At 69.1% G+C, this 19,316-nt stretch carries 12 protein-coding genes and 5 pseudogenes; 9 read left to right on the top strand and 8 right to left on the bottom strand.

From position 1 onward, the window contains the following. Positions 1 to 193: 193 nt before the first annotated feature. Positions 194 to 1,714 (top strand): alpha/beta hydrolase, encoded by a 1,521-nt coding sequence (locus AB0E67_RS30055; RefSeq protein ID WP_362032432.1) that lies wholly within the window; start codon positions 194 to 196, stop codon positions 1,712 to 1,714. Positions 1,715 to 2,173: 459 nt separating this feature from the next. Here AB0E67_RS30055 and AB0E67_RS30050 read toward each other — a convergent pair whose 3' ends face one another. Then, the gene (locus tag AB0E67_RS30050; RefSeq protein ID WP_362032429.1) at positions 2,174 to 3,094 is read right to left on the bottom strand and encodes a LysR substrate-binding domain-containing protein; all 921 of its coding nucleotides are present in this window, start codon (positions 3,092 to 3,094) and stop codon (positions 2,174 to 2,176) included. Between the two features lie 100 nt (positions 3,095 to 3,194). On the opposite strand from AB0E67_RS30050, the gene AB0E67_RS30045 reads away from it, so the two are divergent. Beyond that, complete coding sequence (locus AB0E67_RS30045) at positions 3,195 to 3,686, top strand: GNAT family N-acetyltransferase (protein ID WP_362032426.1); 492 nt, start codon at positions 3,195 to 3,197, stop codon at positions 3,684 to 3,686. A 305-nt stretch (positions 3,687 to 3,991) separates the two neighbouring features. Here the strand turns inward: AB0E67_RS30045 and AB0E67_RS30040 are convergent. After that, positions 3,992 to 4,597: pseudogene (locus tag AB0E67_RS30040) on the bottom strand (enolase C-terminal domain-like protein); the annotation flags it as partial. On the opposite strand from AB0E67_RS30040, the pseudogene AB0E67_RS30035 reads away from it, so the two are divergent. Then, positions 4,597 to 5,238, top strand: a pseudogene (locus tag AB0E67_RS30035) (polyphosphate kinase 2); the annotation flags it as partial. The pseudogenes AB0E67_RS30040 and AB0E67_RS30035 overlap by 1 nt on opposite strands. A gap of 1,081 nt (positions 5,239 to 6,319) precedes the next feature. Here the strand turns inward: AB0E67_RS30035 and AB0E67_RS30030 are convergent. From AB0E67_RS30030 to AB0E67_RS30020, 3 genes and pseudogenes are all read right to left on the bottom strand, one after another. Next, positions 6,320 to 6,841, bottom strand: a complete 522-nt coding sequence (locus tag AB0E67_RS30030; protein ID WP_362032423.1) for an FBP domain-containing protein — start codon at positions 6,839 to 6,841, stop codon at positions 6,320 to 6,322. A gap of 127 nt (positions 6,842 to 6,968) precedes the next feature. Next, positions 6,969 to 7,064: pseudogene (locus tag AB0E67_RS30025) on the bottom strand (RNHCP domain protein); the annotation flags it as partial. A gap of 184 nt (positions 7,065 to 7,248) precedes the next feature. Then, positions 7,249 to 8,865, bottom strand: a complete 1,617-nt coding sequence (locus tag AB0E67_RS30020) for an MFS transporter (RefSeq protein ID WP_362032421.1) — start codon at positions 8,863 to 8,865, stop codon at positions 7,249 to 7,251. Positions 8,866 to 9,227: 362 nt separating this feature from the next. On the opposite strand from AB0E67_RS30020, the gene AB0E67_RS30015 reads away from it, so the two are divergent. Beyond that, positions 9,228 to 9,944: a TetR/AcrR family transcriptional regulator gene (locus AB0E67_RS30015; RefSeq protein WP_362032418.1), complete on the top strand. Its 717-nt coding sequence runs from the start codon at positions 9,228 to 9,230 to the stop codon at positions 9,942 to 9,944. A 120-nt stretch (positions 9,945 to 10,064) separates the two neighbouring features. On the opposite strand, the pseudogene AB0E67_RS30010 reads toward AB0E67_RS30015, so the two are convergent. Continuing rightward, positions 10,065 to 10,399 (bottom strand): annotated as a pseudogene (locus tag AB0E67_RS30010) (transposase); the annotation flags it as partial. A 145-nt stretch (positions 10,400 to 10,544) separates the two neighbouring features. On the opposite strand from AB0E67_RS30010, the gene AB0E67_RS30005 reads away from it, so the two are divergent. From AB0E67_RS30005 to AB0E67_RS29995, 3 genes are all read left to right on the top strand, one after another. Next, the gene (locus AB0E67_RS30005; RefSeq protein WP_362032415.1) at positions 10,545 to 11,126 is read left to right on the top strand and encodes a GNAT family N-acetyltransferase; all 582 of its coding nucleotides are present in this window, start codon (positions 10,545 to 10,547) and stop codon (positions 11,124 to 11,126) included. A 441-nt stretch (positions 11,127 to 11,567) separates the two neighbouring features. Then, positions 11,568 to 11,906 carry a YciI family protein gene (locus tag AB0E67_RS30000; protein ID WP_362032413.1) on the top strand — a complete coding sequence of 113 codons (339 nt, stop codon included), beginning with the start codon at positions 11,568 to 11,570 and terminating at the stop codon, positions 11,904 to 11,906. A 430-nt stretch (positions 11,907 to 12,336) separates the two neighbouring features. Beyond that, entirely contained in the window at positions 12,337 to 12,525 is a 189-nt protein-coding gene (locus tag AB0E67_RS29995; protein ID WP_362032410.1) for a hypothetical protein, read from the top strand. 658 nt (positions 12,526 to 13,183) lie between these two features. Here AB0E67_RS29995 and AB0E67_RS29990 read toward each other — a convergent pair. Both AB0E67_RS29990 and AB0E67_RS29985 read right to left on the bottom strand, forming a co-directional pair. Next, entirely contained in the window at positions 13,184 to 14,071 is an 888-nt protein-coding gene (locus AB0E67_RS29990) for a septum formation family protein (RefSeq protein ID WP_362032407.1), read from the bottom strand. A 255-nt stretch (positions 14,072 to 14,326) separates the two neighbouring features. Next, positions 14,327 to 14,608 (bottom strand): annotated as a pseudogene (locus AB0E67_RS29985) (ATP/GTP-binding protein); the annotation flags it as partial. Positions 14,609 to 14,761: 153 nt separating this feature from the next. On the opposite strand from AB0E67_RS29985, the gene AB0E67_RS29980 reads away from it, so the two are divergent. Both AB0E67_RS29980 and AB0E67_RS29975 read left to right on the top strand, forming a co-directional pair. Next, positions 14,762 to 16,579 (top strand): CocE/NonD family hydrolase, encoded by a 1,818-nt coding sequence (locus AB0E67_RS29980; RefSeq protein ID WP_362032404.1) that lies wholly within the window; start codon positions 14,762 to 14,764, stop codon positions 16,577 to 16,579. A 571-nt stretch (positions 16,580 to 17,150) separates the two neighbouring features. Further along, positions 17,151 to 18,101 carry a DUF4232 domain-containing protein gene (locus tag AB0E67_RS29975; RefSeq protein WP_362032401.1) on the top strand — a complete coding sequence of 317 codons (951 nt, stop codon included), beginning with the start codon at positions 17,151 to 17,153 and terminating at the stop codon, positions 18,099 to 18,101. Positions 18,102 to 19,316: the final 1,215 nt, after the last annotated feature.

Genomic DNA, 19,316 nt, shown 5'->3' with positions numbered 1-19,316 from the left:
AGCGGCGGGGAAGAACGGCGGCGGCCGGAAGGCGAAGCCGCGCCAGGTCCGTACGGTGCGACGGGACGGGCGCGAGCCGACGGGCCTCGGTGCCGTGCTCGGCGCGCGGGTCGATTCCTTTGGGGGACGACCCCACCCTGTTTCAGGGTTTTCCCGGAGTGTGCCGAGGTGTCCGTCATCCTAGCGTGCGGGCATGTCAACTCCCCGACGCATCAAGGCCTTTGTGGCGTGCGCGGCGGTCCTCGCCGCCACGGCGACGACCGCCGCCGCCGCCCCTGACCCGGTCACCCGCTTCCACACCCAGCACGTCGACTGGCACGCCTGCGCCCTCGGATCCGGCGACGAGCTGGGCCGGGCATTGGACGCCGCCGGCGCCGACTGCGCCGACATCACCGTGCCGCTCGACTACGCCGACCCCGGCGGTCGCACCATCACTGTCGCCATATCCCGCCTGAAGGCCACCGACACCGCCCACCGCGTGGGCCCGCTGCTGCTCAACGACGGGGGGCCAGCCGGCCCCAGCCTCCACATGCCACTGACCAAGTCGGAGGTGATGGGAGAGGTCGCCGACCGTTACGACCTGATCGGCATGGACCCGCGCTTCGTCGGCCGGAGCACCCCGCTGGACTGCGGCTGGGACCTCGGCTCGGCCCCCCTGCGCTCCGCGGGCGTCGACCGGGCGGCATACCGACAGGAGGTCGCCGTCGCGCGCGACCTGGCCCAGCGGTGCGAACGCGCCCACGGTGACGTGCTGCCGTACGTCACCACCCGCAACACCGCCCGAGACATGGACGTCATCCGCGCCGCCCTCGGCGAGAACGCCCTCTCCTACCTCGGCTACTCCTACGGCAGCTACCTCGGCGAGGTCTACACACAGCTCTTTCCCGGTCGCACCGACCGCATGGTGCTCGACGGCGTCAACTCCCCGAAGCTCTACAATCCCACCCCGCTGCGCGGCGCCGAGGCCGCCAACGAGGCGGCCCTGCGCGCATGGGCGTCGTGGGCCGCCGCACGGCACGGCACCTACGGGCTGGGCGCCACGCGCGCCGAGGTCCTGGCGACGGTCAGGCACATCCTCGATGCCGCCGCGCAGAAGCCGCTGCGGATCGGGAAGGCGTACCTGTTGGACGAGCACGTCCTCCCCGCCGTCTTCATCGGCGGCCTCGGCAGCGACCTGGACGGGCGGCGCGCCGATCTGGCCACGATCGTCCGCCTCCTGTCTCGCGCCGCGGAACGGGAGCCGGTCGAGCCGTCCGAAGCACTCGCCGGGCAGCTGGAGTTCCTGCTGACCGGGGCAGGCTCGGCCCCCGCCAGCCAGATGACCGCGATCGTCTGCGGCGACGTGGCCGAGCGGCGCGGCGTCGGCAGCTACTGGCGCGCGGTCCAGGCCTCCCGCGAACGGTTCCCCCTCGTCGGGCCGCTGGCCAACAACATCACCCCCTGCGAGTTCTGGGACCGGCCCGCGGAGGCGCCGACCGTACTCGACAACGACGTCCCGGCCCTGCTCGTCAACGCCACCGGCGACCCCCGCACCCTCTACGCCGGCGCCCAGGCCATGCGCGAGCAGTGGCCGAGCTCCCGGCTGCTCACCGTGGACGGCGCCCGCCAGCATGGCCTGTACGGCGAGTACGGCAACGCCTGCATCGACGAGCGCGTCGACGCCTACCTGCGCACGGGACGGCTCCCCGCGCACGACCTGACCTGCGAAGCGTAGACGGCGGTACCCGGCGTCGCGGGCGGCGCCGCCACTCCGGACAGACCGCCACCAGCACGCATGACCGCCTGTCCGTACGATGACGAGGTCACCGTCAGGAGTCACGCACGGACGTGGAAGCCCTCGATCTCACGTCCGAGCGACTGCGTCACCTCCAAGGGCGCCTTCACCGCGGCGTCCGGCCGGGCCCGCGCCACCATGGACCGCCACGCCGACCGGGACGACGCCGACGGGCCGCACCCGGTGCGCGAGGACGACCAGCAGGCGCACTGCCCACGGCAGCCCGAACCGCACCGCGGACGGGGCCCGGCCACTGGGGCATCCGATGCCGTGGTGCGCGCCGACGGTGCGCCACCTTGGGCTGTTGTCCCAGCGGTGGGTGCTCCAGGTGCGGCGGCTGAGGCTGCGCACGGTACGCCCTCAAGCGGTCGTTGCACTTGGAGGCGCTCGCCCGGTGGGTCAACGTGCTCTCGTCGTCCGGTCGTGGCCACGACCTGTCACGGACTCAGATGCTGCGGTGAAGGCTTGTACGAGAGGACGGTCGTCTCCTCGGCGGGTGGCCATGAAGATCCGGCTCATTGTGGGAGGCCCGTCGAGTTCGAGCCGTCGGGCGCCTGCGGGGAGCAGCGTCGTGACGCTGTAGGGGGCGATGGTGACGCCAAGTCCAGCGGCGACGAGCATGATGATGGTGTGCCAGTTCGAGCACTCTTGCGCGATCTGGACGTCGATGCCGACATCCCGCAGCGGTTGTGTGTTCACGTCGAACGCTTGAGCTCCTGCTGTCCGTGGGAACAGGATCAGCGGGTCAGTGGCCAGCGCCGTTGCCTGCACATGGCTACCCCTTGCGGAGGGGTGCTCCGCCGGGAGGACGGCGACAAACCGTTCCGTCATCAGCAGGGAAAGGTCGATGTCGTCTCGCTCCTCGGCATCCCGCACGATCCCGATGTCGGCCGTGCCCCGCTCCAGGGCCGCCAGGACATCGACGGTGAAGCCGTCGTGCAGCTTGATCTGGACGTCTGGGCGGCGGCGGGAGAATTCACGGAGCCGTTCGCTGATGATCGCGGTGGCGGACGTGATGAAGGCGACGTCCAGGCGACCGGCCTCGCCGCGCCCGACACGGCCGGCCTCGTCGAGGTCGGCCGCCAGGCGGCCCAGAAGGTCCCTCGCCCGTGGATGGAACGTCGCTCCCGCGTCCGTGAGACGGACGCTTCGAGAGGTCCGCCGGAACAGCTCGACACCGACCATCTTCTCGAGCTGTCTGATCTGCTGGGACAGGGCCGGCTGGGCAATGTTCAGCCGCTGGGCGGCACGGCCGAAGTGGAGTTCCTCAGCCACAGCCAGAAAGTACCGCAGATGGCGGAGCTCGATGCGCTGATCCATAGCTCCAGCTTATTGATAGAGAGAGAATGCTGTATTGGACATATGGGTGAGTGGGGTCAGAGGCTAGCGGGAAGCTGCAACCGGAAAGGAAACCCGCCTCATGTCGTACACCTCTGTCCCGACCGTGGTCTCCTCGATCGCCTCACAGAGTGATGCCGACGCGTTCCGCGCGTTGAACGAGGAGTGGATCTCGCGCCTGTTCGCCCTGCAGGAAGAGGACCGGGCGGTTCTCGGAGATCCGTTCGGCCGCATCATGGGCCCAGGCGGCGACGTGCTCCTGGCGCGCGAGCCGGGCACCGGCACCGTCGTCGGGTGCGTCGCACTCCTGGCCTACCCGGACGCCGTGTTCGAGCTGGCGAAGATGGCCGTGGCCCCCGCCGCGCAGGGACGCGGCATCGGCCGCCAACTCGTAGCCGCGGCGATCGACCGCGCCCAGGCACTCGGCGGGGCCCGCCTGTTCCTCGGCACGAACAGCAAGTTGGCTCCCGCCATCCACCTCTACGAGGAAGCCGGGTTTGTCAGGATCACCCGCGACCGTCTCCCGGTGGCCGACTATTACGCCCGTGCCGACGTCCTCATGGAACTGAAGTGACGCCCCGGTGAAGGGGTACGCGGAAATGCGACGGAGCCCTTCCCCCGGCGGGGGAAGGGCTCCGTGAGCGAGCGCCGGGCAGGCCTTGCACCTGCATCTCCCCGCAGGAAGCGGGGCGTCTTTCCTTGGACCACCAACGCAGTGTCAGCCGCACCGAGTTGCTGCGAACTGTCAAGATCAACTATAGCGCATGCGGGCCGTCGGCCGGCGGCTGCCGTCGGCTCTTCGAGATCCTCGAACGAAGGAACCGGCCGGATGTGGAAGAACTCCCTCAAGCGGCTCGCCACGGCATGGCAGCCTGGGGGTCACCAGTCGTGGATGGTGCCGTCGGCAAGCCGGTTGCAGGGCAGGTACGCCTGCTGGTATGGGTGGGCTGCGGCGGCTTCCTCGTCCAGCTCCACGCCGAGTCCGGGGGTGTCGCCGGGGTGGAGCAGGCCGTCGGCGAACGTCATCGACTGGCGGAAGACCGTCTGCGTGGCCTCGCTGTGGCCCATGTACTCCTGGATGCCGAAGTTGTGGATGGCCAGGCCCAGGTGTGCTTGGGCAGCCAGGCCGACGGGGGAGATGTCGGTGGGGCCGTGGAAGCCCGACTTGATCTGGTACTCCGCCGCGGTGTCCATGATCTTGCGCAGCGGGGTGATGCCGCCGAAGTGGGTTGCGGCTGCCCGGACGTAGTCGATGAGCCGTTCGGTGAGCAGGGTCTGGAAGTCGGCCGCATGGTTGAACACCTCGCCCACGGCCAGCGGGGTGGTGGTGTGGTGGCGGATCAGGCGGAAGGCTTCCTGGTGTTCGGCGGGTGTGCTGTCCTCCAGCCAGAACAGGTCGTAGGGCTCCAGGGCCTTGCCGAGCTTTGCCGCCTGGATCGGCGTCATCCGGTGGTGGCCGTCGTGCAGCAGCGGAAGGTCCGGGCCGCGTCACCGAGTTCCTCAACCCTCGGGTGGCACGCATCGTCGCGCTGCCTCGGCCCACCGAGCGCGAGCGCGGACAGTGGTATTTCCAGCGATATGTCGAGCATCTTCCAGCCGCTGGGGAAGTGGTCCTGCTCGACCGGAGCTGGTACAACCGCGCGGGGGTTGAGCGCGTCATGGGCTTTTGCACGATGGAGGAGCACCAGCGGTTCCTTCGGCAGTGTCCGATCTTCGAGCGGATGCTGGTCGAGGACGGCATCCTGTTGCGCAAGTACTGGTTCTCGGTGAGCGACGCCGTGCAGGAGCAGCGGTTCCGGCGCCGACTGCAGGATCCCACGCGCCGGTGGAAGCTCTCATCGCTGGACCTGGAATCGATCAGCCGCTGGGAGGCCTATTCGCGGGCGAAGGACGAGATGTTCGTCCACACGGACATCTCGGAAGCTCCCTGGTACGTGGTCGAGAGTGACGACAAGCACCGGGCTCGGCTGAACATGATCGCCCATCTGCTGTCGACCGTGCCGTACGAGGAGGTCACTTGGCCGCCGATCGAACTGCCCCGGCGCCCGCCGGCCACCGGATACCAACGTCCGCCGAGGGGCCTTCAGACGCACGTCCCCGACCATGCGTCAGAACTGCGCAAGTGAGACGGGACAGTCTCCCCTGGTCAGGACGCCAAAGGGATGACGGCCACCGGCAAGCGGCGTGGTGGAGCAGGGTGCGAACGATCCGGCCGACCCGGGGGACGCTCGGTAGGTGAGCAGACTTGCTCTCTGTGATTCCTCGCACGCATGCCCGATATGGAGGATCGAGCCGTAGTGTGAGCGCATGGCGACTGCGCCGAGAGGGATCTTCCGATTCGATGCGTTGAAGAACCTCTTGACCGATCTCTTCGCCACGCCGGTCGCTGTCGACCGTTGGGAGCAGGTGAAGCCGTGGGCCGTGACGCGGGTCTGGCTTCAAGGCACTTCCGTCCTTCCGCGCTCCGTCGTCGTCAAGTGGATACCGAACGGGCAACGCGATGCGCGTACCGCACCATGGCGGCTGCGTACCGAACTGGCTGCGCTCCAGTTCCTCAGCGAGGATCTCGGGATCGGCCTTGCCCCTCGCGTCATCGCCGCCGACTCGACGGCCCGATTCCTCGTCCTGGAAGACAGCGCTCCCCGCGTCGCTCCGGACCAGCTGCTTCGACGGGACGGAGTGGCAGCGCACGGCGACCGACTGGCCGCGTTCGCCCGCGCCCGCGGTGCGCTGAGCGCGGCCACCGCAGGCAGGGCCGAGACCTACTACACCCGCCGGGCCGAGCTGGGACCGATTGACGCTGCGGTGGACCAGGCAGGACGACTCGCCCCCCTCCGGGAGGAAGCGATACAGCGCGCCGCCCTGGCGAGTCATCGATGGTCGGGTTCCTCCTGCCGTTCAGGGATCTCAGGCAGCGATGTTCGACGTGCCAGGCGTGTGGAGCGCTGTCCTGGGTGCTCGGGCGCGGAGCCGGGGGACCTGGGCCTGGCCCGTTGGTCGGGGCCCGGCCCTTGCCGGTGCGGTCCGTGCGGCGGACCGTGGCCGGCCTGCCGCCCCGGTCACCAGGTCCACGTCACAGCCCGAGGCCGGTTGGCACGCTCCACTCACGGCCCAGGGCCGGCCGCCCCGGTACCCCGCCGTTGAACCGCGTATGGCCCGTCACCCAAGAAGGGCGGAGATCTGCATCGCGTTGCCGCGGGTCGAATATCACCTTCTGCGTCGCGTGCTTCGTTCGGTGTCGGAAACCGAACGAATGAAGGCGATCGTGCGTGAACGCAAGCCTTCGCGTCGTGCCTCGACGTGGTCGTCGACCGGGAGATCGAATCCTTGGCGGATCGGCTTGGCGTTCACTTTGACCGCACAGTCGAGATCGGTGCACAGGAGAAGACCGAGCGCGTTCAGGCGTTCGCGTTTGTCGCGTGATGGGCGTCGAGCGGTGAACAGCGAAACCTCGTTGAACCGGCGGGAGGACCGGCACAGGTCGCACATCACCGCGCGCGATGCGAGTGCGGCTTCATTCGGCGCCTGCCGCAGCAGCACTCCCAACGCCTGGCCGTCGGCCTCGGTGACGAGGTAGGCGAGCTGCGGAGCGCGCAGATCCCGCCACCCGAGGTAGTCGATCCGGTGCCACCGTACGTCGTCGAACCAGACGGGGAGTCGGACCCTCTTCGCGGCGGGGTCCCGGTTCACGATCGCGCCGCGAACCTCTTCCCTGGTCATGGGGCGCATTGCTTCTCCTGACGAGCTGAAGGAATCGTGGACGTGGAGGCATCGGTGTTCTGTCACACGACGCAGGAAGGTGGGGCCCGGCCACAGTGCGAGCACCATGTGATGGGCGGTGCTGGAGTCCCGCGGTTTTGAGCGCCAGGCGTACCAGGGCCGGTGCGGCGACGTCGCCGGCGATGCGGTTGGCGCTGAGCTCGCCGCAGGACAGGCACCGCCGGAGGAGCACGACGGAGGGGGCGGCATCTCGTTGGCTGTCGCGGGTGGCAGCGGTCGAGACGGCGCAGGAGGTGATCGGCGACGTTCTGACGTCGCACGGTCCGGTAGGCGGCGTCGATCCGGTCGAGGTTCGCCTTCGGCGGGTGCCGCTTCCCGGTGACCAGGCCTTGGGCGTGCGGTCGAATCGTGGCGTCCTACGAACGCACATCTACGATGTGGGCGGGCCGTTCGTCGGCATTGTCTTGGCCGCCGTGTCCTGTCGTGTGCTCCGGCTCCGCCGCTGGGGCAGTCACGGAGCCGGGCCGTTTGGCGTTGCGGAGCAGGGAGGCGATCAGAATGGCTCCGCCCGCCGTTACTACGACGCTGGCGACCGCGGCGATCCGCATCTCGTGGCTGAAGGCGTCGAAGGCCGCCTTGCGCAGAGCCTCTGCGGTCTGGTGCGGCAGGGCCGCTGCGGTGTCGGCGGCGCCGCCGAGGGTTTCCGTTGCCGCTGCCCGCTGCCCGGGGGTGAGGCCGGCGGGGGCCTGCGACTCCATCTGCGAGCGGTAGACGGCAGTGCCGATGCTGCCCAGGACCGCGATGCCGAGCGCACCGCCGAACTCGGCGGAGGTCTCCGCCAGTGCCGAGGCCGCCCCGGCTCGCTCCGGCGGTGCGGCGGAAAGGATCACCTCCGTGACCACGGCGGACACGCCCCCGATGCCGATGGAGACCACGACCAGGGCGCTCACCAGGTGCACGATGCCCGAGTCGGTCCGGATCAGTGCGAGGGCGATGTAGCCGGCGGCTGCCACCGCCAGCCCGGCGGTCATCACGTTCGGCTTGCCGATGCGCGGCGCCATCGCCGTGGCCAGGGCGATGCCCACAGGCATCACGAGAAAGGTGGGCAGGGACCACAGGGCCGACTCCAACGGCCCCATTCCCAGGACTATCTGCATGAACTGCCAGTTGAACAAAGAGAATCCGACCATCGCGAAGGTCGCCAGGGCATCGATGAGCAGCGGCACGTTGAACCGACTGGTGCGGAACAGGGCGAGGTCGATCATCGGATGGGCGGCCGTGCGCTGACGGCGGACGAACAGGGTTCCGGCACTCAGTCCTGCGGCCACGCACACAGCGCCGGTCCAGTCGAAGCCGTGTCCCGCCGTCGTCTTGAGACCGTAGATCACGGCGAGGACGGCTGCCAGGGACAGCAGGGCGCCGGGCAGGTCGAAGCGTCCCGGCTCGGGGTCTCGGTACTCAGGCAGCAGCAGTGGTCCGATGGCCACCAGAAGGATCATCACGGGGACGTTGATCAGGAAGACCGAGCCCCACCAGAAGTGCTCGAGGAGCAGACCGCCGATGATCGGCCCGACGACGGCGCCGCCGGCGAAACCGGCCGTCCAGACGCCGACGGCAGTGGCCCGCTGCCGTTCGTCGAGGAACATGTTCCGGATCAGGGAGAGGGTGGAGGGGGCCAGCGAGGCTCCGGCGATGCCCATGAGGGCGCGGGTCGCGATGAGCATTTCGGGGCTGGTCGAATAGGCCGCGAGGACCGAGGCGAGGCCGAAGGCCGCGGCGCCGGTCAGCAGCACCCGTCGCCGTCCGATCCGGTCTCCGAGAGTGCCCATAGTGATGAGCAGACCAGCCAGCAGGAACCCGTACGAGTCCATGATCCACAGCTGTTGCGAACTGCTGGGCTGAAGGTCGGCCGACAGCGACGGGAGCGTGACGAACATGACGGACATGTCCATGGAGGCCAAGATGCACGGCAGCACCAGGACGGCGAGTCCGGTCCATTGCCGGGTACCGGCTTTCTTGTTTCCTTGCGTCATGTCCTTCACTCGTGCTCCTTTGGCCGACAGCTGTGGCGGATCGGCCGGATCAGTTACGTCACTCCGTGCGTACTTAGTACGCGTCACGATGTACAGCATACGCATGCGGGCACCTCGGACGGCAAACACGTTTCGGAAGAAGCTGATGACCGACTGCTCGGACCGTCTCCTCGTCGGGGAGTAGGATTTCGTCACGCATGCAGGGTGTGACGAAAAGGGGTGTGGTGATGCCGGAGCAAATGGTCTGCGCGGCCTGTGGGAAGGATCTGGCGCCTGCGGAGCGGGGGCGGCCGCGGCGCTTCTGCTCCCATGCCTGCCGGGCGCGCGCCTACCGGGCGCGGAAGACAACGGCGCCGGGGGAGGTGAGCAGCACGGAGAACAGTGCCCCGGAAGGCGAGGCCGGCGCACCCCATCTCTCCGCCGGGCGCATTACGCGGGCCGGGATCGCCATCGCGGACGCGGAGGGTCTCGACGCACTGTCCATGCGACGGATCGCCACCGACCTCGGCGCGAGCACCATGGCCCTGTACCGGCACGTCGCATCCAAGGACGACCTGGTGGCCCTGATGGTGGAAACCGCGCTGACCGACGCCCCGCTGCCCGACACACCGCCGCGGGACTGGCGACACGGCCTCGAACGGGCCGCCCGCCGCGACTGGGAGCTGTACCACCGTCATCCGTGGATCCTGTCGAAGGTCCTCGTGACGACCCGTACGCACTCCAGCCGGGCACTCGCCGCGGACAGCGAGAGCACCTTCGCCGTATTCGACGGACTCGGCCTCGAACCCGCCGACGCCTTCCGTTACATGTTCATGTTCGCTTCCTACGTCCAGGGGGTGGCCCTGACCTACGTCAGCGACGTGGAGGCGGAACGGCAGGCTCGACGTACCGACCGGCGCCCGGCCAACGCCACGGACGATGCACGCCATTCGCTCTACGAGGCCGGCGCGTACCCACGACTCGGCCCCGCGATGCGCGCGGGCGCCGACCCTTGGGACCTCGACGCGCTCTTCCTCTCGGGCCTTACCGGCGTCCTGGACGGCATCGCCGCCGACCTCGCACGGCGCGGCGTCGGGTAGAGAACAGAGCCCTGCCTGCCCGTGCCGAAGGGGCTGGGATTCACCCGCCCGGAAGACGCTGCGCCGGGGTGCGCAGCGCGCCATGACACCCGTCCGGCGCCCCGACCTCGCCCACACGGGGATGGAGCCGTGCAGGGCGATCCGGTCGAGGACGAGACCAACGATCCGGTCGTAGGAGACGAGCACCATCTGCTTGAGCCGGGCGAAGACGCCCTGCCGTATCCACTCGTCGCGGCGGCTGCGGATCGTGGTGGCCGAGCCGGCTGTGTCCGCGATCGCCTGGTAAGAACAGCCGAAGGGCAGCAGTTGCAGCATTTTGTCGAAGATGATCCGGCCGCTGATGCGTCGGCGGTGGCAGCCAAGTGGATGGGCCGGGCAGTACTCCGGCTGCTCGGGCAGCAGGTACGCGAACTGATCCAGAACGGTTCGGTCAGCCATGATGGAAGCGTGGGCACATAGGACTCCCCAGTGATCACAGAGCGTCGCAACTCCATGATCACCGGGACCTGTGCCCGTACGGTCGCCGACCTCCCCAACCACGCCTGTGCGCGCGACTTCTAAATCGCTTGCGTTTGAGCAGCGCGTGAGCACAATCGGCGCGTGCAGATCTTGTCGTTCCCAGAAGCAGCCACTCCCGCCGGCTTGCGTGTCCAGGTGAGAGCGATCCAAGAGCAGGCATGGCCATCCGAGTCCGGGCCGGACGCTCCTGGCGACGCCCCCGGCCACGATCCCGCACTGCGGCCGTTGTCGATGCTGCTCGTGGAGGGGGGAACCGTGCTGGCCGCACTGGACATCCTGTTCAAGGAGATCGTTCATGCCGGCCGGCGCTTTTCGGCTGGTGGGCTGAGCACCGTGGTGACGAGCAAGGAGGAACGTGGCCGTGGGCATGGTCGGCGGCTGGTGACAGCGGCGTGGGAGAGCATGATCACTCAAAGCCTGGACCTGGGCCTGTTCACGTGTGATCGCCCGCTGCAGGCGTTCTATGAGAGCGTCGGCTGGCGTGTGCTTCCGGGAGCCGTACTCATCGGCGGAACACCGCGAGCTCCGTTCCCCAGCGACCAGCCCGGATTCGACAAGGTCACTATGTCCGACTTCTTCTCGCCTGCGGGTCGGCAGGCTCAAGCGTCGTTCTATCACTCCCGCATCGAGCTGTATCCAGGAGAGATTGACAAGCTCTGGTGATGGGCACCGGCCGGTCAGCGGCCGGACCGGTGAACAGCCCGGACTCGCCGGCAGACGGAGACCAGGCTTTGCGGCGGCGCTTTTCCTGGATTTGGGCCAGACGGAAGCTGTCGGTGCCGGTCTCGACGATGTGCGCGTTGAGGTGACCCGGTCCACGAACGCCGCGCAGAGCCGCAGGTCGGTGAAGGCCTGCTTCCACCCACCGTCCTCGCGTTCCCGGTACGGCGGCAGCCCACCAGGTAACAGCCGGCCCGTCCCGGTCTGCCGCCGCCTCCGCAGTTGCGCGACGACCTCCTGCTCCGGATGCCTCAGCACCGGGCCGGCGGGCAACGCGACTATGGGGCCTGTCTCGGAAGCCGGGGAGAGTGTCGGTTCTGAAGGGAGGCGTTCGTCGTAGGGTGAGGGGCGGCAGGAGGAGGCCAACGGCCAAGGGAGCCATGTATGACGCGGTACCTGATCTCGTTCGATGACGGCGCGATGACCTTCCCCGAGGAGGAGTTGCCCGAGGTGGCCGCGGCCTCGTACGAGGTGGTGCGTAAGGCTCGGGACGCCGGTGTGTGGGTCTTCGGCGGTGGACTGGAAAGACAGCGGGCAAGCGTCGTGGCCACCGACGGGACCGTCACCGACGGCCCGTACCCGGAGACCAAGACGGTGCTCGGCGGGTTCTCGATCATCGATGTGCCCTCACGTGAGGACGCGCTGGAGTGGGCTGCCGAGATCGCTGCCGCGTGCCGCTGTGCGCAAGAGGTCCGGGAGATCATGCCTGATCCGACCGTCTGATCGCAGACGGCCCGTCGCGGCTGGGCCTCGTCCGGAAGTGGCTTGTGACCTGCGGGATCGGCATGCACAAGTACGGCTGCTCCCACCGCCGCCTGCTCGCCGAAGCCCGCCGCCACCTCGCCCTCACCCCGCGCGGCCGCCGCCGCGATCCCGGCCCGGACGAGCGGATCGTGGACGTCGCGATCACCGTGCACTGCATGGGCATCGGCGAACCGAGGACCCTGCGCGGCCACATGCCGGCCCACCGCCTCGACCCCGCCCGCCGGCCCCTGCCCGACCTCGATCCCGCCAACCACCGCCCCGGAACCGACCCGGCAGCCCCGGCCAACCCGGTCACACCGGCCGCCCACCAGCCCCGGACCAGGAACCGGGGGAGTGGGAGATACCGCGTGTCCCACTGCGCTACGACCGAGCCGTCCTCGCCGCCGCGGTGGTCCGCGAACAACTGCGCACCACCATCGCCGCCACCCAGGGTCGGTCGTACGACATCGCCCCGCACCAGCAGGCCGCGATGCCCGAGCAACTGCTCGCTCACCAGGACGCCGACCCCGAGCACGACGCCCCAGAGCCAGACGCCGAACCCCGGCCGACGACCGACCTCACGGCACTGCGGCCCTGAAGAAGTCACGCACGGACATCGAAGCCGTCCCCGGGACCGCACAGCATCGCGATGCACAGCACTCCCGCGCGCTCACCCCTCATGTCCGGGTCCGGTCTGGCGGATCACGAGCGTGCGCCGACTTCGGACGAAGGCGGTCGTTCGCGTGGGCCTTCAGGCCGGCGACGCTCAGCTCTCCCCTGCCGGGCGAGCCCGCCTGGCGCATGATCCCCTCGTGGGCGATGGTGGCGCCTGGGACGGCTTGCTGCCGTGCGGTTCATGGCCGAACGGGCCGGCTCGCGCCCCGCGGAGATCGGCAGCACGCACACGGCGCCGGTCTCACAGCCCCAGGCTGCCACCGCCTCCTGAAAGGATCAGCCTGCCACGGGCGAATTGCGCCAAGCCGACCCGGACGACCGCCCGGCACCCCGTACAGACGCCGGCCACCCCGCTATGACGTGGCAAAATCGTTCGCCCCGAATCAGGAGGACCACAACGACGCCGACGATCACGGGCCCTGCGGCGATCACGATCCGCGGGTCGTTTCACGGGAGGCGACAACCCGGTGCCGGCGATCGAACAGGTCGCGCGGAACCAACCGCTACCCCGTATGCCAACGACACCGCTCTGCGGGGCCAACCCGAGCTGACGGACATGGCCCCGCTACTCCGACGGAGCGTCAGCCGGCCCAGACCTCGGCCTCGTCGGCCGGGACGGTGGTGGCCAGGCCCAGTTCCTTGCGGGCGGCGACCGACTTGTTCGGGTCGATGCCGGCGAACGCCGGGTCGTAGGCGATGTAGAACGTGTCGGCGTCGGCGGCGTTCGCGGCCTTCTTCCAGTTCCCGGCCGCCTTCGTCAGCGTCGCCCGGAGCTTGCCGACCTCGGCGCCCTCGATGCCGTTGAGGCCCTTGACGTGTGCGTCGAGGGCGGCCGCGACGGCCTTGGCCTGCGCCTTGTAGCCGGCCAGGTCGTCCTCGACGGCGTCCTTCTCGGACTGGTTCGCCCACAGGGCCTCGTAGACCGCGTTCGAACCCTTGAGGTACGTGGTCTGCTCGGGCTTGAGGGACTTCGCGGTGTCCAGCGAGCCGCTGAACGTGCCCTTCTCCGCGGTGTAGGTGCAGCTCACCGCGCGGTCACCCGTCACCCAGCTCTCCTTGGTCGGGGTGTAGTAGAAGAGAGCGATGCCCTTGGGGAGCGCCCAGGTGTCCGGGGCGTACTTCTGCGCCTCGACCGGGCAGCGGGTGTCCGCGATCGTCGAGACCTTGTCGTCGCCGGGGTACTCCTTGCCCTTGTCGATCGCGAACTCGCCGACGACCTGGCCCTCGTGCGCCTCGTCGCAGGGCACGATCTCGACGGCGTACGCCGTCCCCTCGGCCTTGCCGTTCGGGTTGTAGCAGTCGCCGATGTCCAGCGAGAACACCGAGCGCTGACGAGTCACCTTCTTCGCGCTGTCCTTGGCGCTGTCGACGGCGTCGGAGACGTCCGAGCATCCCACCGCGCCGATCGCGAGCAGGGCGGCAACGGCAGGTATGCCGCGAAGGAGACGATACGGAGCACGGATTCCCATGACGTGTACATCCTCTTAAGTAATCTTTATGAGGGTCGCACGCATCGTACGTGATTCCTGTGGACCGGTTGTGCGAGGGGCCCTCACCTGAGGGCCCTCCCGCAATCCCTGGCGGGCGCACGACGACAGCTGCGGCACCTCGCCGCCTTGTCGGAACGCCCGAATGCCCCCAGTATGCGGGCGCCGCTCCGCCTTGCGATGCACCGCATCCGACGCCGCGCGCTGGTCCACCCAAGGATCACGGGACAGCCCTCAGTCGGTGATCCGGGCCTGGGGCATGCGGGTGGTGACAGGGATGCCGAGGTGGCGGGCGAATTCGGTGGCGAGGGTTTTCGCGGTGGCGCAGGGCGGGACGAGGACGTACGCGACGGGTACCGGGGCATGTGCTGATCCGGGTGGCGGCGGGTTGCGGTGGGTGTGGGCGAGGTGGCAGGTGCGTCCGCCGTGGAGGAGCGCGGTGGTCTTCCCGGCCGCGGCCGGGCCGGTGACGATCAGGGAAGGACGGGCGGTCAGGGTCCGGTGGCGGCCGAGGACCATCGTCGGTGGCGCGCTCAGCCCTTCAACCGCTGTCAGGCATGTGATCTTGTCCGTGTAGCGGCCCATCTGAGGGAATCCGACGTCGCACCGGTTTCAAGTGTCTCTTCGTGACCAAAGTGCGCTTTGGTATCCGCTCAACAGGAGGTGGTCCGCATGACCGAGCCGACCCCGTCGATCACTGACGCCGCGCTCACCGACATCGCTACCAACGGTATCTGGGGCGACGGCCTCACCCCCAGCGCGTCCGTTGTCGCGGTGGCCGAGGCCCTGCTCGCTGCCCTACGGGGTGAGCCGGGCGCCCAGCTTCCGACGGAGCTGGCGGAGTTGGTCGCCGGGGTCCGGGAGACCACCACGGCCGAGATTCTCGCCATCGACGGCGTCGACGACGTCCGGCTGTCGGCGCTCGCCATCAGGCTCCGTGACGGCCGGCCGCACCCGGTCGTGGTCGTGCCCGCCGGCTGGAACCCGTACGGCTGGATGCCGTTCCTGTACATGTACCTCACGCTGGCGCGGCGTGGCTACCACGTCCTGGCCTATACGCCGCGCGGTATCGGCGATCCGAAACTGCCGTTCACCTCCGACGGATTCATCAACGTCGCCGGGGAGAAGGACTGGGCCGACGGATCCGCGGTGATCGACTTTGCGCAGGGCCACTTCAGCCCGAGCAGGATCGGCTTCCTCGGCCTGTCCTACGGATCGGGGATCAGCCAGCTGGTCGCGGCGCACGACGAGGCCGACCGCGTCTCCACCGTCGTCGCGGTGAGCACCTGGGGGAACCTGGCCACCAGCCTGTACGACAACGGCACCCGGCACCTTGAAGCCGTCCGGACGCTGATCGGCTTCACCGGCGGCTCCTCGATGGAGGAGAAGTTCGACGAGGAGACCCAACAGATCCTCAAGAACTTCCTGAGCGGCCAGGACCTGGACACCGTGGTCGCCTGGGGCACCAAGCGCTCCCCGCAGTCGTACACCGACATCACCAACGAGCGCGGCATCCCGACCTACATCTCGAACACCTGGCACGAGACGCTGTTCCCGGTCGGCCCGGTGATCGACACCTTCGAGCAGCTCACCGTCCCGAAGCACCTGAACCTGTGGATCGGCGACCACGGCGCCCCCGAGGGCCCCGGCATGACCGGGTTGCTGCAAGGCCTGCCGTTCCCGGGGCTGGCCGTGCCGATGCGGGAGGCCTACGAGTGGCTGGACCACCACCTGCTCGGAGTGTCCAACGACGTGCCGACCTGGCCGACGGTGAACAACCAGAGCATGTTCACCTACCGGACCGCCCGCATTCCCGGCGGCACCAACCTGATCACCGTCCCGGCCCGCCGCGAGCCGTACGCGTCCTGGAAGGACGTCACCACCAGCAGCGAGTCCTGGTACCTCACCGGCGACCGCGGCACCGGCGACGGCGCGCTGACCGACAAGCCGACCGCCGGTTGGTCGCGGGACTTCACCGCCGACACCCTGACCGAGGCCACCGCAGTGGATCTCCCCCTCATGAAGACCGGGCAGCAGGAGTGGTTCGGCAACCCCAAGATCTACGACGTGGCGAAGTTCGAGCGCGATCAACTGCTGGTCTGGTCGACGGACCCGCTGACCGGCTCCGGTCCCGACGACGTGGCCCGGCGCATCCGCGGCGCCGCCACCGTGAAGCTCACCGTGCACAGCACCACCGCCGCGGCCACTCTGGTGGCCTACCTGTACGACATCGCCCCGGACGGCACCGTGCGAATCATCACCCACGAGCCGTACACCGCAACCGGCCTGACACCGAACGCCGACAGCACCATCAGCTGGCAGCTCCAGGCTGCCTCCTACGATCTGCCGTCCGGCCACCGCCTCGCACTCGTCGTCAACGGCCGCGATCAGCTGTACTCCTACGCGAACGCAGACCTCCCCGTCGTCAACACCATCACGATCAGCTCCCAGAACGGCAGTGAAGCCGGCCTGGAACTGCCACTCGGCTGACCCCGGACCGCTCCTCCGCTTCTCGCGGTTGTGGTCACAGATACGCGATGCGGGTGCTCGGCAGGCAACCGGAGCCGAGCACCCGCTCCCACCGGCCCGCCCCTCCACGCACGCGCGCCGACCCCGCCCGCCTGCCAGCGCATGCCGAGCGCGCCGACCCCGCCCGCCACCGCGCGGTGAGCTCCGAGGCCCGTTTGCGGAGGTTGTCGACGACCACGCCTCCACATCGAGGCAGTACACACCCGCCTTGACGTCGGGGAAGAGCGTGAACCGGACCTGCGGCGGCGCCGACCTGCTGCCATCCGACAGCTCCACCGGCTCCGACGGGTGAGGATACGCCGAAGGCGGGTGTCGGTGGCCGCATCCGCGCGGGCTGCGGTTGCCGACAGCAGGTGGTCAGGTTCGCGCAGCCGCCCGCGCGGGTCGGTCTTCTTGGCGCCAGTTCCGGAGAACCGGGCGTTCCCGGTGGTGGTGTGCGCTTCGCTCCTTCTCGTTGGCGTGGCCCCGACAGCTGCTGGTCTGTGGCTGTCGGGGCCACGGAGCAGGCCGGGACAACAAGGAGCCGACAGCGATGACAGGCAGGATCGAGACGGCCGGCCCGAACAGCGAACGGGAGTTGGCGACGACCGGGCTCGTGGCGGCCCGGGAACGGGCGCGGGCCACCTTGAGCGCGGCCGTCGACACCGACGGCGCGGTACGCAGGCCGTGTGCCAGCCGGACGCTGGAGACGACGCTGCTGCTCGTGCTGCTGCGCAAGCGCGACTGCCACCCTGAGCAGGAGCGGGAACTCACCGCGTTCCTGACCACCCCGCGGGCACAGGCGAGCGGTTACGACGCGGCGCTGGCACAGGCAGTCCTTCACGGCCGCACGACCGGCACCGATGTCGTCAGCGGGGAACTGCTGGCCGGGTTCGACCACTTCTCACTGGCGCGCAAGCGCCTGCTGTTCGACGTGTATCTGGCGGTGGCGGGCGCAGTGCCGTTCGACGCGTCGATGCTGCGGCCGTCCCGCGCGGCGGGCCCCGGCGGCTCGGAGGACAGCAACGCGAAGTCGGGCGCCGGTGAGGACACCAAGACAAAGGCAGCCGCGAACGGCGCAACGAAGACCGGCGGCAAGGTCACGTTCTGCAAGACGGAGGACCTGGCCATCGACGCCAGGGACGCCGCGCCCGACAAGGACTCGGGCAGGATCGACATCACCATGATCAACCGGGGTTCGACCACCTGCTCGGCGACGGGCTTCGCGGGCGTCGACATCAAGGATGCCGACAACACCTCGAACCCCATCGAGCGCGGCCACGCCCAGCCGCGTATCACCACCCTGGAGCCTGGTGACGCCGCTGTCTTCAACCTCGCCTACGACATCGACAACACCGGCAACAGCCTCGCGTCCCCGACCAACATCCTGGTGACACCCCCGAACGAGACCCACACCGTGAGCCTGAAGTGGCCCGCAGGCGCGGGGGAGATCAAGGGCGCCTACACCGACGTCGAGGTCTACCCCACGCACACGACCAAGTAGGGGTGGTGCGCGCGGCCAGCTCCGGTGGCCAATCGTCGGATCCGGCCAGGACCTTGGCCATCCAGCGGGTAGCCAGCCCGTGTCAGCGACACTTGGCCCGCCCCTTTCGCAGCAGCGCCGCAGCCCCCGGCGCCGTGTGATGGTGAGCCGGTCGGGGCCGGCCTCCATCCACGGTGTCTCGACCGGGCCGGCCCCGTACAGCTCGGGCGGACCGGCGTACCAGCCTCCCTCGGCCCCCTCGGGCGACACCTCGACCAGGCGCAGCTCCATGCCGTCCCCGCCGCCCTCGACCACCTCGTCCAGCTCTGTCGAGCGCGGGGCGTCACCCGGCGGCTTCCACCGTGGCCATCAGCCGGTCACCGGGGCGGAACGGGTACCACGGGGCCTCGGTCAGCACACGGTGACCGCCGACCAACACGTAGACCTCCCCGCCCGGATCACGGCGGCCTCGGCCTCCCCGGCCCGGAACCGCAGGCTCTCTCGTCCGTGCCGCCGACCGGCTCCGGAAAGATCCGGGTGCAGGTGCCGCCAGTTGACGACAGCGATACGGCCCACGCCCGCTCGCCGCCCGATCTGCGACAGGTTCAACGTCTCCACGCGATCTCCTCCACACCGCCGGGCACTCGGCCGTCCCGGCACCATGAAAGACCACCACAAGCCATTTCAACGCTCGTTTATGCAGGGCAAATTGGTGCTATTCGCCTAAAGTCGCGCCCACGTACGAAGGCCGGGATTCATCCACCAGGACGACGCTGCGCCGGGGCGCGCAACGTCGTCATGACACCCGCCCCGTGCCCCGCGAGAGAGAACGGGCGGACAGACATGGCAGGGCCCGGATCCGGGCCCTCACACCTTCCTGAAACCCCGCCTGTCTTACCAGTGTGTGCTGAGGGCATCCAGATCCGCCCGGCGTTGTTCGGTGAGCTCGGCAGCGCGTTTGCGGGTGTTGTCGAGCCCGTGCCGGGCTTGACCATCACCGCCCGGTGGGCGCCGTTCTGACGGCGCACCAGGCCTGCTCTCCGCGCCCAGTTGCGCCACGTGCGGGCGATGCCCAGGATGTCGCAGAGCCGCTTGACACCGAACCGGCGCTGGTGATCCTCAACGAACCGGCAGCGGTTCAGGAGCCGTCAGTAAATTACTGACGGTTTCGATGCGGCTGCTGTACGTGCCGTGATACGTGGACTGTTGTGGGGATTTCTGAGGAGGACCTGGCGG

Source organism: Streptomyces sp. NPDC032161 (genome assembly GCF_040636995.1).
Classification (GTDB): Bacteria; Actinomycetota; Actinomycetes; order Streptomycetales; family Streptomycetaceae; genus Streptomyces.
Note: the sequence above shows the minus strand (reverse complement) of the source record. Positions and strands in the feature narration are given on the sequence as shown.

What these genes read in the sequence shown, in the direction of transcription:
- AB0E67_RS30030 (WP_362032423.1), bottom strand. Translation starts at nt 6,841, where the DNA reads ATGCGCCCCATGACCAGGGAAGAGGTTCGCGGCGCGATCGTGAACCGG.
- AB0E67_RS30020 (WP_362032421.1), bottom strand. Translation starts at nt 8,865, where the DNA reads ATGACGCAAGGAAACAAGAAAGCCGGTACCCGGCAATGGACCGGACTC.
- AB0E67_RS30045 (WP_362032426.1), top strand. Translation starts at nt 3,195, where the DNA reads ATGTCGTACACCTCTGTCCCGACCGTGGTCTCCTCGATCGCCTCACAG.
- AB0E67_RS29975 (WP_362032401.1), top strand. Translation starts at nt 17,151, where the DNA reads ATGACAGGCAGGATCGAGACGGCCGGCCCGAACAGCGAACGGGAGTTG.
- AB0E67_RS30055 (WP_362032432.1), top strand. Translation starts at nt 194, where the DNA reads ATGTCAACTCCCCGACGCATCAAGGCCTTTGTGGCGTGCGCGGCGGTC.
- AB0E67_RS30000 (WP_362032413.1), top strand. Translation starts at nt 11,568, where the DNA reads ATGACGCGGTACCTGATCTCGTTCGATGACGGCGCGATGACCTTCCCC.
- AB0E67_RS29980 (WP_362032404.1), top strand. Translation starts at nt 14,762, where the DNA reads ATGACCGAGCCGACCCCGTCGATCACTGACGCCGCGCTCACCGACATC.
- AB0E67_RS30050 (WP_362032429.1), bottom strand. Translation starts at nt 3,094, where the DNA reads ATGGATCAGCGCATCGAGCTCCGCCATCTGCGGTACTTTCTGGCTGTG.
- AB0E67_RS29990 (WP_362032407.1), bottom strand. Translation starts at nt 14,071, where the DNA reads ATGGGAATCCGTGCTCCGTATCGTCTCCTTCGCGGCATACCTGCCGTT.